The sequence below is a fragment of the Streptomyces sp. NBC_01476 genome, from assembly GCF_036227265.1.
In the GTDB taxonomy this organism is placed as follows: Bacteria; Actinomycetota; Actinomycetes; order Streptomycetales; family Streptomycetaceae; genus Actinacidiphila.
In genome coordinates this window covers 6,418,293-6,433,245 of sequence record NZ_CP109446.1, presented here as the reverse complement: position 1 = coordinate 6,433,245, position 14,953 = coordinate 6,418,293, and the positions used below count along the sequence as shown (strand labels likewise).

The window sequence follows — 14,953 nt, the reverse complement described above, 5'->3', positions numbered from 1 at the left end:
GCCTGCCCGAAGGACGCATCGCCATGGCTTCCAGCCCTGACCAGCCCCAGACCCCCCGGGGGAGCGCCCCCGCGGCGGGTGCCGCCGCGCACCGCAAGGCGAGCCGGCACCGCGGTGAGGGCCAGTGGGCCATGGGCCACTTCACGCCGCTGAACCCCAACGAGCAGACCAAGAAGGACGACGACGGTCTCAATGTGCGGACACGCATCGAGACGATCTACGCCCACCGCGGCTTCGACTCCATCGACGGCGCCGACCTGCGCGGCCGGATGCGCTGGTGGGGCCTGTACACCCAGCGCCGGCCCGGGATCGACGGCGGCCGTACCGCGATCCTGGAGCCCGAGGAGCTGGACGACCGCTACTTCATGATGCGGGTCCGGATCGACGGCGGCCGGCTCACCGTCGCCCAGCTGAAGGTGATCGGCGAGGTCTCGCAGGAGTTCGCCCGCGGCACCGCGGACCTGACCGACCGGCAGAACATCCAGTACCACTGGATCCGGATCGAGGACGTCCCGGAGATCTGGCGCCGGCTGGAGGAGGTCGGCCTGTCCACCACCGAGGCGTGCGGCGACACCCCGCGGGTGATCCTCGGCTCCCCGGTGGCCGGGATCGCCGCCGACGAGATCATCGACGGCACGCCCGCGATCGACGAGATCCAGCGGCGCTTCATCGGCAGCAAGGAGTTCTCCAACCTGCCGCGGAAGTTCAAGACCGCGATCTCCGGCTCACCGCTGCTCGACGTGGTGCACGAGATCAACGACATCGCCTTCGTCGGCGTCGAACACCCCGAGCACGGCCCCGGTTTCGACCTGTGGGTCGGCGGCGGCCTGTCCACCAACCCCAAGCTGGGGGTGCGGCTCGGCGCCTGGGTCCCGCTCGACGAGGTGCCGGACGTGTGGGCCGGCGTGATCGGCATCTTCCGCGACTACGGCTACCGGCGGCTGCGGACCCGCGCCCGGCTGAAGTTCCTGGTCGCCGACTGGGGCGCGGCCACATTCCGTCAGGTGCTCCAGGACGAGTACCTGGGGCGCGAGCTGACCGACGGCCCCGCGCCCGAGCAGCCCGCCCAGGTGTGGCGGGACCACATCGGCGTGCACCGGCAGCAGGACGGCCGCTACTACGTCGGTTTCGCCGCCCGGGTCGGCCGGATCGACGGCGCCACCCTGACCAGGATCGCCGCCCTCGCCGAGGAGCACGGCTCGGGCCGGCTCACCACCACCACCGACCAGAAGATGATCGTGCTGGACGTCGAGGAGTCCCGGGTCGAGTCGCTGGCCGCCGGCCTCAAGGCACTGGACCTCCAGGTCGAGCCGTCGGCCTTCCGGCGCGGCACCATGGCGTGCACCGGCATCGAGTTCTGCAAGCTGGCGATCGTCGAGACCAAGGCCCGCGCGGCCTTGCTCATCGACGAACTGGAGCGCAGGCTGCCGGAGTTCGACGAGCCGATCGGCATCAACATCAACGGCTGCCCCAACTCCTGCGCGCGGATCCAGACCGCCGACATCGGTCTCAAGGGCCAGTTGGTCACCAACTCCGAGGGCGAGCAGGTCGAGGGCTACCAGGTGCACCTGGGCGGCGGCCTCGGTCTCGACCCCGGCTTCGGCCGCAAGGTCCGCGGTCTGAAGGTCACCGCCACCGAACTGCCCGACTACGTCGAGCGGGTGCTCACCCGCTTCCAGGCCGAGCGCACCGACGGCGAGCGCTTCGCCCAGTGGGCGGCGCGGGCCACCGAGGAGGCACTGTCATGACCGAGCGCGCCGCCCCGTTCTACTGCCCCTACTGCGGGGACGAGGACCTGCGCCCGTCGGAGGAGGGGCACGGCGCCTGGGAGTGCCGGGCGTGCAATCGCGCCTTCGGGCTGAAGTTCCTCGGCCTGCTCGCCCAGGGGCTGACGTCAGGGCAGTCCACGGCCGGTTCACCGCAGGGAGGCGCTTCGTGACCGTCGCACGGCACCGGACAGCGGAAGAACTCAGACCCCTGGCCGAACAGGCCGGACGCGACCTGGAGGAGGCGTCCGCGCTCGACGTGCTGCGCTGGGCCGCCGACACCTTCGGCGGCCGGTTCTGCGTCACCTCCTCGATGGAGGACGCCGTCGTCTCCCACCTGGCGTCACGGGCGATGCCCGGGGTGGACGTGGTCTTCCTCGACACCGGCTACCACTTCCCGGAGACCATCGGCACCCGCGACGCGGTGGCCGCCGTGATGGACGTCAACGTCCTGACCATCGCCCCCCGCCGTACGGTCGCCGAGCAGGACGCCGAGTACGGCCCGAAGCTGCACGACCGCGACCCCGACCTCTGCTGCGCGCTGCGCAAGGTCGCCCCGCTGGAGGAGGGCCTGCGCGCCTACGACGCCTGGGCCACCGGACTGCGCCGCGACGAGTCGCCGACCCGGGCGAACACCCCGGTCGTCGGCTGGGACGAGAAGCGGCGGAAGGTGAAGATCGCGCCGATCGCCCGGTGGACGCAGGAGGACGTCGAGGCGTACATCGCCGAGCACGGTGTGCTCACCAATCCGCTGCTGACCGACGGATACGCCTCGGTGGGCTGCGCCCCCTGCACCCGGCGGGTGCGGGCGGGCGAGGACGCGCGCGCCGGACGCTGGGCGGGCCTGGGCAAGACCGAGTGCGGAATCCACCTGTGAGCGGGGTGCCGGTGCCCGCGGCGGCTCCGGCCGCCGCCGCGGCCGCCCCGACGAGTCAGGAGAACGCGATGACCACCGGAGCCACCGTCTGGCTCACCGGGCTGCCCAGCGCGGGCAAGACCACCATCGCCCGCGCGCTCGCCGAGCGGCTGCGCGCCGGCGGCCGGCGGGTCGAGGTGCTCGACGGCGACGAGATCCGCGAGTTCCTCTCCGCGGGCCTCGGCTTCAGCCGCGAGGACCGGCACACCAATGTGCAGCGGATCGGTTTCGTCGCCGAACTGCTGGCCTCGCACGGGGTGCTGGTGCTGGTCCCGGTGATCGCGCCCTACGCCGACAGCCGCGAGGCGGTGCGCAAGCGCCACCAGGCACAGGGCACCGGCTACCTGGAGATCCACGTGGCCACCCCGGTGGACGTCTGCTCGGACCGGGACGTCAAGGGGCTGTACGCCAGGCAGGCAGCCGGTGAACTGACCGGCCTGACCGGGGTGGACGACCCGTACGAGGCTCCGGACCGGCCGGACCTGCGGATCGAGACGCAAGGGCACACCGTCGAGGAGTCCGCGGCGGCCGTACACGGGCTGCTCGCCGAGAAGGGTCTGACCACATGACGACGACCGTCGCGACAGCCGGCGCCACCGACAGCCCGTACGCACTGACCCACCTGGACGCGCTGGAGTCCGAGGCGGTGCACATCTTCCGCGAGGTGGCGGGCGAGTTCGAGCGGCCGGTGATCCTCTTCTCCGGCGGCAAGGACTCGATCGTCATGCTGCACCTGGCGCTGAAGGCGTTCGCGCCCGCCGCGGTGCCGTTCTCGCTGCTGCACGTGGACACCGGCCACAATTTCCCCGAGGTGCTGGAGTACCGGGACCGTACCGTCGCCCGGCACTCCTTGCGGCTGCACGTGGCGAAGGTGCAGGACTACATCGACGACGGGCGGCTGCGCGAGCGCCCGGACGGCACCCGCAACCCGCTGCAGACGGTGCCGCTGACCGAGGCGATCCAGCGGGAGCGGTTCGACGCGGTGTTCGGCGGCGGCCGGCGTGACGAGGAGAAGGCCAGGGCCAAGGAGCGGGTGTTCTCGCTGCGGGACGAGTTCTCGCAGTGGAACCCGCGCCGGCAGCGCCCCGAGCTGTGGTCGCTCTACAACGGCCGGCACGCGCCCGGTGAGCATGTGCGGGTCTTCCCGCTCTCCAACTGGACCGAGCTGGACGTGTGGCAGTACATCGCCCGGGAGGACATCGAGCTGCCGCGGATCTACTTCGCGCACGAGCGTGAGGTCTTCAACCGGGCCGGGATGTGGCTGACCGCGGGCGAGTGGGGCGGTCCGAAGGCGGACGAGCCGGTGGAGACCCGGCTGGTGCGCTACCGCACGGTGGGCGACATGTCCTGCACCGGCGCCGTCGACTCGGGCGCCACCACGCTCGACGCGGTGATCACCGAGATCGCCGCCTCCCGGCTGACCGAGCGGGGCGCGACCCGGGCGGACGACAAGATGTCCGAGGCCGCCATGGAAGACCGCAAGCGCGAGGGGTACTTCTAACGATGACCGGCACCACGAGTCCGCTCACCGCCGAGCAGTTGTCGGCGACCACCTTGCTGCGGTTCGCCACCGCCGGCTCCGTCGACGACGGCAAGTCCACGCTGGTGGGCCGGCTGCTGCACGACTCCAAGTCGGTGCTGACCGACCAGCTGGAGGCGGTGGAGCGGGCGTCGCTCAGCCGCGGCCAGGAGGCGCCGGACCTGGCGCTGCTCACCGACGGCCTGCGCGCCGAGCGGGAGCAGGGCATCACCATCGACGTCGCCTACCGCTACTTCGCCACCGCCCGCCGCCGCTTCATCCTCGCCGACACCCCGGGCCATGTGCAGTACACCCGGAACATGGTGACCGGCGCGTCGACCGCGGAGCTGGCCGTGGTGCTCGTCGACGCGCGCAACGGGGTGGTCGAGCAGACCCGCCGGCACGCCGCGGTGGCGGCGCTGCTGCGGGTCCCGCACGTGGTGCTCGCGGTCAACAAGATGGACCTGGTGGCGTACGCGGAGCCGGTCTTCGCCGCGATCGCCGAGGAGTTCACCGCCTACGCGGCGTCGCTCGGCGTGCCGGACGTGACGGCGATCCCGATCTCCGCGCTGGCCGGGGACAACGTGGTGGAGCCGTCGGCGAACATGGACTGGTACGGCGGCCCGACCGTACTGGAGCACCTGGAGACCGTCCCGGTCAGCCACGACCTCACCGCCTGCCCGCCGCGCTTCCCGGTGCAGTACGTGATCCGGCCGCAGACCGCCGAGCACCCGGACTACCGCGGCTACGCCGGCCAGATCGCCTCCGGCCTGCTGCGGGTCGGCGACCCGGTGACCGTGCTGCCGTCCGGCCGCACCACCACCATCACCGGTATCGACGCGCTCGGCCGCCGGGTGGACACCGCGTGGGCGCCGCAGTCGGTGACCGTACTGCTCGCCGACGACCTGGACATCTCCCGCGGCGACCTGATCGCGCCGACCGCGAGCGCGCCCGGGGTCACCCAGGACATCCGCGCGACCGTCTGCCACCTGCACGAGCGGCCGCTGCGGGTCGGAGAGCGGGTGCTGCTCAAGCACGCCACCCGCACGGTGAAGGCGATCGTGAAGGCGCTGCCGTACCGGATCGAGCTCTCCTCCGGCCTCGCGCACGTCAGCGACCCCGCGGAGCTCGCGGTCAACGACATCGGCGCGGTGGTCTTGCGGACCGCGGAGCCGCTGCCGATGGACGCCTACGCCGACTCCCGGCTGACCGGCTCGTTCCTGCTGATCGACCCGGCCGACGGCACGACGCTGACCGCCGGGATGGCGGGCGAGGCGTTCGCCGAGCGGAAGCCGGCCGATGCCGCCCAAGACGACGAGGAATGGGATTTCTGACCGTGTCCCCACTGGTCCATGACGCCTTTTCAGGCTTCGCGAAGGAGGGCGGCCGCGTCGGCAGCGGCTCGCTCGGCTCCGGTACGGGCGGGGTGGCGCGATGTGTGCGCTGACGCCTCCGGTCACGGTCCGCGCCAGGACCGCGGCCACCGCCGTACCCGCCCGCCGCGTTGCGCGCACCGCGCCGCACCGCCTTCGAAGACCTGACGACACTCCGGCCGCGCCCTAGTCGCGCGACACGCCGGGCCTTACGAAAGGACACGCCCGTGTCTGCCCAGCCCCGCCTCGCACCCGGCACCTCCCGCCGCCGCAGACTCGTCGCCGCGGCCGCCGCCCTGCCGATCCTCTTCGGCGCACTGGCCGCGTGCGGCTACGGCTCCGACACGTCGGACGACGCCGCCGACGCCTCCCCCTCCTCGGCCCCCGCGGCGGGCGCGAAGAAGCTCTCCGCGGACGAGGTACGGATCGGCTACTTCCCCAACCTGACGCACGCGACCGCGCTGGTCGGGCTGAAGGAGGGCTTCTTCCAGAAGGAGCTGGGCGCCACCAAGATCAAGCAGTCCACGTTCAACGCGGGCCCCGCCGAGATCGAGGCGCTCAACGCCGGCTCCATAGACATCGGCTGGATCGGCCCCTCCCCCGCGATCAACGGCTACACGCAGTCCAAGGGCACCAGCCTGCGGATCATCTCGGGTTCGGCGTCCGGCGGTGTGAAGCTGGTGGTGAACCCGAAGAAGATCACGTCCCTGGCCGACGTCAAGGGCAAGAAGATCGCCACCCCGCAGCTCGGCAACACCCAGGACGTGGCGCTGCTGGCGTGGATCAAGTCCCAGGGCTGGAAGGTCGACGCGCAGAGCGGCAAGGGCGATGTGTCGGTGGTCCGCACCGACAACAAGATCACCCCCGACGCGTACGCCAACGGCTCGATCGACGGTGCGTGGGTGCCGGAGCCCACCGCCTCGAAGCTGGTCAGCGAGGGCGCGAAGGTGCTGCTGGACGAGAGCACGCTGTGGCCCGACAACAAGTTCGTGATCACCAATGTGATCGTGTCGCAGAAGTTCCTCACCGATCACCCGGACGTGGTCGAGGCAGTGCTGCGCGGCTCGGTGAAGACCAACGCCTGGATCAACGCCAACTCCGACCAGGCCAAGGCCGACGCCAACGCCCAGCTCAAGGCGCTCACCCAGAAGGCGCTGCCGGCCGACCAGCTGGACCCGGCCTGGAAGTCGATCACGCTGCTGGACGACCCGCTGGCCAAGACCGCGCAGGAGGAGGCGGACCACGCCGTGTCGGCCGGTCTGCTGAAGGCGCCCAAGCTCGACGGACTGTACGACCTGACGCTGCTGAACAAGGTGCTCAAGGAGCAGGGGCAGCCGGCGGTGGACGCGGCGGGCCTGGGCAAGCAGTAGCGGCCCGTACCGGCAACGACGACCCGACATCCCGCTGAAGAGGACCCCAGGAGGTGACACCCATGGCTGACACGCTCGCCGGCGCCGCCGCGCCGACCGGGGAAGCCGCCGCGTACGCGGCCAGGCTCGACCATGTGTCGAAGGCGTTCGGCCGGCCCGGCGCCCAGCAGCTCGTGCTGGACGACATCACGCTGGACGTACGGCCCGGTGAGTTCGTCTGCCTGCTGGGGGCCTCGGGGTGCGGCAAGTCCACCCTGCTGAACCTGGTCGCGGGCCTGGACAAACCGACCGCCGGGAGCATCGAGGCTCCCGGCGGCCGGCCGGCCCTGATGTTCCAGGAGCACGCGCTCTTCCCGTGGCTGACCGCGGGCAAGAACATCGAACTGGCGCTGCGGCTGCGCGGGGTGCCGCGCGAGCAGCGGCGCCCGGAGGCCGAGCGGCTGCTCTCCCTGGTGCGGCTGGGCGAGGCGTACGGCAAGCGGGTGCACGAGCTGTCCGGCGGTATGCGGCAGCGGGTGGCGCTGGCGAGGGCGCTCGCCCAGGACAGCCAACTGCTGCTGATGGACGAGCCGTTCGCGGCGCTGGACGCGATCACCCGTGATGTGCTGCACGACGAGCTGACCCGCATCTGGTCGGAGACCGAGCTGTCGGTCGTCTTCGTCACCCACAACGTCCGCGAGGCGGTACGGCTCGCCCAGCGGGTCGTCCTGCTGTCGTCCCGGCCCGGGCGGATCAACCGCGAATGGGTCATCGACATCCCGCAGCCGCGCCGGATCGAGGACTCGGGCGTGGCGGACCTGTCCGTCGAGATCACCGAAGAACTGCGTGGGGAGATCCGCCGCCATGGCCAGCACTGAGACCGGCACCGCAGAGAAGGACCCGCGGGGCACCGTGCCGCGGCAGGCGACCGACGGCTCCGGCACGGACGGCGCGCTGCGGGACCTGTCCGGCCTGGAGGCCGGTCTGGACGCGCTCGACACGGTCGTCATCAAGCGGACGTCCTTCGGCCAGGTGCTGGTGAAGAAGGTGCTGCCGCCGCTGAGCGCGGTGGTGCTGGTCCTGGTGGTGTGGCAACTCGCGGTGTGGGGCAAGGTGGCGAGCCCGACCAAGCTGCCCAGCCCGCACGCGGTCTGGTCGGAACTGGTCGCCCGGTGGAGCGCAGGCGACCTGTTCTCCATCATCTGGACCAGTGTGGAGCGCGGCCTGCTCGGCTTCCTGGCGGCGCTGGCCATCGGCACCCCGCTGGGTCTGGTGGTGGCCCGGGTGCCGTTCGTCCGGTCCGCGATCGGCCCGATCCTCTCCGGGCTCCAGTCGCTGCCGTCGGTGGCCTGGGTGCCGGCCGCGGTGATCTGGCTGGGCATCGAGGACTCGGCGATGTACGCGGTGATCCTGCTGGGCGCGGTGCCGTCGATCGCCAATGGCCTGGTGGCCGGCATCGACCAGGTGCCGCCGCTGTATCTGCGGGCGGGACGTACCATCGGTGCGACCGGGCTGCGCGGCGCCTGGTACATCCTGCTGCCTGCCGCGCTGCCGGGTTATGTGGCCGGCCTCAAGCAGGGCTGGGCGTTCTCCTGGCGCTCCCTGATGGCCGCCGAACTGATCGCGTCCTCGCCCGATCTGGGCGTGGGCCTCGGCCGCTATCTGGAGAACATGCGGGAGGGTTCCGACATGGCCGGTGTCTTCCTCGGCATCCTGCTGATCCTGCTGGTCGGCATCGCCATCGACCTGATCATCTTCTCCCCGCTGGAGCGCTGGGTGCTGCGCACCCGGGGCCTGTCCGCCGGCCGCTGATGTCCCGCCCCGCCACCGGCCACCAGCGCCGTACCCACCCCGGCTCGGGCCGCCCGCCCCTGCTGGTCATCGCGCACGGCTCCCGTGACCCGCGGCACGCCGCGACGGTCCGCGCGCTGACCGCGCGGGTGGCGGCGGCCCGGCCGGGGCTGCGGGTGGAGACGGCGTTCCTGGACTTCTGCGCGCCGTCGGTGCCGCAGGCGGTCCGGCGGCTGGCCGCCGACGGCGTACGGGACGCGGTGGCGCTGCCGCTGCTGCTCACCCGCGCGTTCCACGCCAAGACCGACATCCCCGCGGTGCTGCGGGAATCCACGGCGGCGCTGCCGTCGCTGCGGCTGCGGACCGCCGACGTACTGGGCCCCTCGCCGCTGCTGACCGCGGCGCTGGAGCGGCGGCTCCAGCAGGCCGGGCTGCGGCCCGGCGACCGCGCGTCGACCGGTGTGGTGCTGGCCTCGGCGGGCTCCACCGACCCGGAGGCGGGCGCGGTGATCGCGGCGATCGCGCGGGAGTGGCGGCGTACCGGCTGGTGCGCGGTGCGGCCGGCGTTCGCCTCCGCCGCCCTGCCGCGGACCGAGGACGCGGTCCGCGCGCTGCGGGCCGAGGGGGTGCGCCGGATCGCGGTCGCGCCGTACGTCATCGCGCCGGGCTTCCTCCCGGACCGGATCGCCCGCGGCGCCCGCGAGGCCGGCGCCGATGTCCTGGCCCCCGTGCTGGGCGCGGCGCCCGAGGTGGCCGCGCTGCTGCTGCACCGGTACGACCAGGCGCTGCTGCCGGTCCGGCGCCGGATCGCGGCCTGAATCCTCCCCAAGTGCCCCGGTTCGCACAGGGATTGCACAGCCGTCCCACAGACCCCGTGCAAATCACCCGTATGCATGGGTCATTTCCTCCCTAATGGGTCAACCCGGTCACCGCTCCCGCCGCCGCCGTGTGAGAGGGTCGACAGCGCATGCCGTACGACCTGACGAAAAGCACCCACGGACGACAGGGGAGAACCGGCTCGTATGAGTGGCTTTACCAAGGCAGCCGACAGGACGGTCACCGCACCCGAAGCCGCTGCCCGGAGTATCGGACTGCCACCCCTGCACCGGCCGCTCCCCCCGGCGTCCCAGGGCGGCAGGCCACCGGTGGCGGCCGCACAACGGGGCGGCCGACTCGCGGTGCTCGACGGACTGCGCTTCCTGGCCGCCCTGTCGGTGGTGCTCTTCCACTTCGTCGGGCAGACCCCGGCCTCGATGGAGTTCGTCTGGGGCCGCCCCTACGACCAGGTCTTCTCCGAAGGGGCGCACAGCGTCTTCGCCTTCGGCCGGCTCGGCGTCGATCTCTTCTTCCTGATCAGCGGGTTCGTCATCTGCATGAGCGCCTGGGGACGCAGCCCGCGGGACTTCTTCATCTCCCGGGTCTCCCGGCTGTATCCGATGTACTGGACCGCGGTCATCCTCACCACGGTGGTGCTGCTCGCCTTCGACTCGCCCTTCGACCCGCCGCAGGGGCAGACCGTCGTCGCCAACCTGACGATGTTCCAGACCCCGCTCGGCGTGAACAACCTGGACTCGGTGTACTGGACGCTCTGGCCCGAGCTCTGCTTCTACCTGCTCTTCGCCGCCGTGGTCTGGCGCGGCCTGACCTACCAGCGGGTCGTGGTCTTCTGCGGCCTGTGGACGGTGGCCGCGGTGCTCAGCGCCGGGTCCCACATCCAGCTGCTCACCTTGGTGGTCAATCCGACCTCCGCCCCGTACTTCATCGGCGGTATGGCCTTCTACCTGATGTACCGGTTCCGGCCGACCCCCATCTTGTGGGGCATCGTCGGGATGTCGTACCTGCTCGGGCTGTACTTCCTGCTCACCCCTACCGGCGGCCGCAACAACTGGGCGACCTGGCACCCCTGGCGGCCGTGGCTGGTGCTGGCCACCACGCTCTTCTTCGCCGCCGTCGCCGCCATCGCGCTGGGCTGGACCGGGCGGGTGCGGTGGCGCTGGCTCTCCACCGCCGGCACCCTCACCTTCCCGCTGTACCTGATCCACGACGTCATCGGCGTGACCGTGGTCAATCACTACGGTGACGCCGTCGACCCGTGGCTGCTGGTGCTCTCGCTCACCGCGGGCCTGGTGCTGCTCGCCTATGTGCTCCAGCGGTTCGCCGAACGGCCGGTGGCGGACGCGGCGCGGCGCGCCATGCGCTCGGGGAGCTTCGGGCTGCGCACCCCGCCGCCACAGCGCTGAACTGAGCCGGCCCGGGGCGACCCGGCCGCCGGGGAACCGCCTGCCCGGCGAACCCTTGTAGGGGCCAACCGCCTGGTCATGGTGGGGTTTCCCCCACCCGAGGAGGGGAGAAGCCCGGGGGTCGAGTCACCAGCAGGCCGGATGGGTCACGGCCTTTCCCGCCCCTAGCGTCATGGGTGGACGGAGCGGCACCGAGCCGCCACCCATGACGATCCTCACAAGGGGGCACACCGTGAGTCGCGGACGCGCACACGGCAACACGATGGGCATCGCCGCGGCGATGGGCGGATGGAGCGCCCGGCACCGCTGGGCGGCGGTCGGGGGCTGGCTGCTCTTCGTCATCGTGGCCATGGTCATCGGCCAGGCGGCCGGCCGGACGGACGTGGACGAGAACCGCGCGATGCCCGGCGAGGTCAAACAGGCCGCCACCATCATCGACGACTCGGGGCTGACCGACGCGGCCGGCGAAATGGTGCTGATCCAGGCCACCCACGGCGGCAGCACCTCCGACCCGGCCTTCCGCACGGCGGTCTCCGACGTCGTCACGGCGGTGCGGGCGACCGGCAAGGTCACCGCGGTCACCTCCCCGTACGACACCGGGGCGATCTCCGCCGACCACCGCAGCGCACTGGTCAGGTTCGACATGCGCGGCGCCGCGGACGACGCGGCCGACCAGGTGCAGCCGGTCCTGGACGCGGTCGGCAGCGTGCAGGGGCAGCACAAGGACCTGCGGATCGAGGAGTTCGGCGACGCCAGCTCCGCCAAGGCGGAGAACGACGCCTTCGGCAGCGACTTCAAGACCGCCGAGTTCTCCGCGGTGCCGGTCGCGCTGGCCATTCTGCTGATCGCCTTCGGCGCGCTGGTCGCGGCGCTGCTGCCGGTACTGCTGGCGATGACCGCCTTCCTCGGCGCGACCGGTGTGGTGGCGCTGGTCAGCCACGCGGTGCCGATGAGCGACACCGCCAACTCGGTGATGCTGCTGGTGGGTCTGGCGGTCGGCGTCGACTACTGCCTGTTCTACCTGCGCAGGGAACGGGAGGAGCGGGAGGCGGGGCACGACGCGGGCACCGCGCTGCGGATCGCCGCGGCCACCTCGGGCCGGGCCGTCCTGATCTCCGGCATCACCGTGATCGTGGCCATGGCCGGCATGCTCTTCACCGGCATCGGCGACTTCAAGGCGATGGGCGTGGCCACCATGATCGTGGTGGCGATCGCGATGTTCGGCTCTGTTACCGTGCTGCCCGCGCTGCTGTCGCTGCTCGGCGAGCGGGTCGAGAAGGGCCGGATCCCGTTCCTGAACCGGCGTGCCAGGGCGCAGCGCGGCCACGGCGCCGCCGACGGCGGCAGCCGCTTCTGGCGGACCGTCCTGCGCCCGGTGCTGCGCAACCCGAAGACCGCCACACTGATCGCCGGCGGTGCGCTGGCCGCGATCGCGATCCCCGCCTTCGGCATGCACACCGCGAACCTGTCGATGGACCAGGAACTCGGCGACGGGCCGGCCATCGTACGGACCTACCAGCACATCAGCGCCGCCTTCCCCGGCGGCCCCGACCCGGCCCATGTGGTGGTCAAGGCCGACGACATCACGGCGCCCGCGGTGGTCAGGGCGATCGAGGCCTTCCGCGCCGAGGCAGTCTCCTCCGGTGCCAGTAGCGGTCCGGTCACCGTCACCGTGCACAGCGCGCAGAACGTGGCCCAGCTCGCCGTACCGCTGGCCGGCGGCACCGACCGCGGCAAGGCCGAGGCCGATCTGACCACCCTGCGCGATCAGGTCAGGCCGGACACCCTCGGCAAGGTGGCCGGGGTGCAGGCACCGATCACCGGCCAGACCGCCGGGTCCATGGACTTCACCCACAAGATCACCAGCAGTGTGCCGCCGGTCTTCGCCTTCGTCACCGTCTTCGCCTTCCTGCTGATGCTGCTCTCCTTCCGGTCGCTGACCATCGCGCTGACCTCGATCGCGCTCAACCTGCTGTCGGTGGGCGCCGCCTACGGGGTGCTGACCATGGTCTTCCAGCACGGCTGGGGCGCCGGGCTGGTCGGCGCCACCGGGACCGGTGCGGTGGTGGCCTGGCTGCCGCTCTTCTTGTTCGTGATCCTGTTCGGGCTGAGCATGGACTACCACGTGTTCGTGGTCTCCCGGATCCGCGAGGCCCGGATGCGCGGGCTGAGCACCCGCAGCGCGATCGAGCACGGCATCACCACCACGGCCGGTGTCGTCACCAGCGCGGCGGTCATCATGGTGGCGGTCTTCGCGATCTTCGGCACCCTGTCGATGCAGAGCATGAAGCAGATGGGCGTCGGCCTGGCCTTCGCGGTGCTGATCGACGCCACGGTGATCCGCGGGGTGCTGCTGCCCGCGGTGATGACGCTGCTCGGCGAGCGGAACTGGTACCTGCCGCGCTGGATGAACCGGCTGCCGGACATGACGCACGACGAGTCGGCGCTGCCGAAGCCGCCGGCCACCGCGGGCCACCGGCTCCCGGTCGCGCCACCGCAGGTCCCCGACCGCGTGTGACGCCTTCCCACCCGGCCGGCCTGGGTGTTCGCCGACGGCAGTGCCCCCGTACCGGTCCGGTACGGGGGCACTGTCAGTGGCCCCGGTTACGGTGGAGTGCATGACCGTACGGGAGAGTGCGAGCGGTTCGACGGCCCTGGCCGCCGACGAGGTGGAGCACCGGTTGGAAGAGCACCGGGTCGAGCTGACCGGTTACTGCTACCGGATGCTCGGTTCGGCCTTCGAGGCCGAGGACGCGGTGCAGGAGACGCTGGTGCGCGCCTGGCGCGCCGCCGACCGGTTCGAGGGCCGGTCCAGTCTGCGTTCCTGGCTGTACAGGATCGCCACCAACGTCTGCCTGGACAGCCTCAGGGCGGGCAACCGCCGGGCCAGGCCCATGGATCTGTCGCCCGCCTCGCACGCCGACGCGGTACTGCCCGGCATGACCGCCGGGTCGATGTGGGTGGAGCCGGTGCCGGACGCGCGGACGGCGCCGTCGGCCGGTGATCCGGCCGATGTGGTGGTCGCCCGGGAGTCGATCCGGCTGGCCTTCGTGGCGGCCCTCCAGCATCTGCCGCCCCGCCAGCGCGCGGTGCTGATCCTGCGCGAGGTGCTGGCCTGGAAGGCGGACGAGACCGCGGAACTCCTGGGCACCACCGTCGCCTCGGTGAACAGCGCGCTCCAGCGGGCCCGTGCCACCCTCGCCGACAGCGGCCCGGGCGGCGCGCAGCCGGCGCCCCCCGCCGAGATGGACGAGGAGCAGCAGGCACTGCTCGACCGCTATGTCGACGCCTTCGAGCGGTACGACCTGGACTCGCTGACCAGCCTGCTGCACGAGGACGCCACCCTGTCCATGCCGCCGTACCCGCTGTGGCTGCGGGGCCACGAGGACATCCGGGCCTGGTTCCTGGGCACCGGGATCGAGTGCAAGGGCTCACGGCTGCTGCCGGTCGCGGCGAACGGTTCGCCGGGTTTCGGCCAGTACCGGGCGAGTCACGAAGGCGGTCACCGGCCGTGGGCGCTCCAGGTGCTGGAGATCTCCGACGGGCGGATAACCGGGATCAACTCATTCCTGGACACCGCGCACCTCTTCCCCCTCTTCGGGCTCCCACTGGAACTCCCCGGCCAGCCCTGACCGCCCCAGCAGCGCCCGCAGGCCCGGATCGGCGCCGGTCAGCCGCACCTGGCGGCCGGCCCGCCGGGCGGCCAGCCCCAGCCGGGCCAGCGCGGCGACGGCAGCCAGGCCCCTGCCGGCGCCTCGGTACGGCAGGCCGCTGACGTCGACGGCGACCGGCGGGCGCGGATCCGAGCGGTGGTTCCCCGCGGGCCCGGGCGGGCCGGCACCGGGGTCCGGCGGCGCCGGCCGGGGCGTTCGCGGACTCACCCGGGGGCTGTCCTGCCCGGCCGCGCGCGGGCGGGCAGGTTCCTCCGGGTCACGGGCCGCCACCACGGCGTTCCTCCTCGTTCCGGCCCCGCCCTGGGGCTCCCGCTGATACCGACCG

At 72.1% G+C, this 14,953-nt stretch carries 14 protein-coding genes; 13 read left to right on the top strand and 1 reads right to left on the bottom strand.

The annotated features are described in order from the left end of the window. Positions 1-23: 23 nt before the first annotated feature. The 13 genes from OG552_RS28135 (at position 24) to OG552_RS28075 (ending at position 14,586) form a co-directional block, all read left to right on the top strand. Positions 24-1,748, top strand: a complete 1,725-nt coding sequence (locus OG552_RS28135; protein ID WP_329137614.1) for a nitrite/sulfite reductase — start codon at positions 24-26, stop codon at positions 1,746-1,748. Beyond that, on the top strand, positions 1,745-1,939 hold the full coding sequence (locus tag OG552_RS28130) for a hypothetical protein (RefSeq protein WP_329137612.1): 195 nt from the start codon (positions 1,745-1,747) through the stop codon (positions 1,937-1,939). Before OG552_RS28135 ends, OG552_RS28130 begins: the two co-directional genes overlap by 4 nt. Further along, positions 1,936-2,643 carry a phosphoadenylyl-sulfate reductase gene (locus tag OG552_RS28125; RefSeq protein WP_329137610.1) on the top strand — a complete coding sequence of 236 codons (708 nt, stop codon included), beginning with the start codon at positions 1,936-1,938 and terminating at the stop codon, positions 2,641-2,643. Before OG552_RS28130 ends, OG552_RS28125 begins: the two co-directional genes overlap by 4 nt. A gap of 68 nt (positions 2,644-2,711) precedes the next feature. After that, positions 2,712-3,251, top strand: coding sequence for an adenylyl-sulfate kinase (cysC, locus tag OG552_RS28120; protein WP_329137608.1), 540 nt, complete (start codon positions 2,712-2,714; stop codon positions 3,249-3,251). After that, a complete protein-coding gene (gene cysD / locus OG552_RS28115) occupies positions 3,248-4,183 on the top strand; it encodes a sulfate adenylyltransferase subunit CysD (protein ID WP_329137606.1) in 936 nt (311 codons plus the stop codon). Before cysC ends, cysD begins: the two co-directional genes overlap by 4 nt. Positions 4,184-4,185: 2 nt before the next feature. Continuing rightward, entirely contained in the window at positions 4,186-5,535 is a 1,350-nt protein-coding gene (locus OG552_RS28110) for a sulfate adenylyltransferase subunit 1 (RefSeq protein WP_329137604.1), read from the top strand. 266 nt (positions 5,536-5,801) lie between these two features. Continuing rightward, entirely contained in the window at positions 5,802-6,944 is a 1,143-nt protein-coding gene (locus OG552_RS28105) for an aliphatic sulfonate ABC transporter substrate-binding protein (RefSeq protein ID WP_329137602.1), read from the top strand. Positions 6,945-7,006: 62 nt separating this feature from the next. After that, on the top strand, positions 7,007-7,801 hold the full coding sequence (locus OG552_RS28100) for an ABC transporter ATP-binding protein (protein ID WP_329137601.1): 795 nt from the start codon (positions 7,007-7,009) through the stop codon (positions 7,799-7,801). After that, positions 7,788-8,735, top strand: a complete 948-nt coding sequence (locus OG552_RS28095; protein WP_329137599.1) for an ABC transporter permease — start codon at positions 7,788-7,790, stop codon at positions 8,733-8,735. Before OG552_RS28100 ends, OG552_RS28095 begins: the two co-directional genes overlap by 14 nt. Next, positions 8,735-9,532, top strand: a complete 798-nt coding sequence (locus OG552_RS28090) for a sirohydrochlorin chelatase (protein ID WP_329137597.1) — start codon at positions 8,735-8,737, stop codon at positions 9,530-9,532. The genes OG552_RS28095 and OG552_RS28090 overlap by 1 nt, the downstream gene beginning before the upstream one ends. 204 nt (positions 9,533-9,736) lie before the next feature. Next, positions 9,737-10,954 carry an acyltransferase family protein gene (locus OG552_RS28085; RefSeq protein WP_329137595.1) on the top strand — a complete coding sequence of 406 codons (1,218 nt, stop codon included), beginning with the start codon at positions 9,737-9,739 and terminating at the stop codon, positions 10,952-10,954. 262 nt (positions 10,955-11,216) lie between these two features. Next, on the top strand, positions 11,217-13,472 hold the full coding sequence (locus tag OG552_RS28080; RefSeq protein WP_329141203.1) for an MMPL family transporter: 2,256 nt from the start codon (positions 11,217-11,219) through the stop codon (positions 13,470-13,472). A 100-nt stretch (positions 13,473-13,572) separates the two neighbouring features. Beyond that, complete coding sequence (locus OG552_RS28075) at positions 13,573-14,586, top strand: sigma-70 family RNA polymerase sigma factor (RefSeq protein ID WP_329137593.1); 1,014 nt, start codon at positions 13,573-13,575, stop codon at positions 14,584-14,586. On the opposite strand, the gene OG552_RS28070 is transcribed toward OG552_RS28075, so the two are convergent. After that, entirely contained in the window at positions 14,518-14,835 is a 318-nt protein-coding gene (locus OG552_RS28070) for a hypothetical protein (RefSeq protein ID WP_329137590.1), read from the bottom strand. The genes OG552_RS28075 and OG552_RS28070 overlap by 69 nt on opposite strands. Positions 14,836-14,953: the final 118 nt, after the last annotated feature.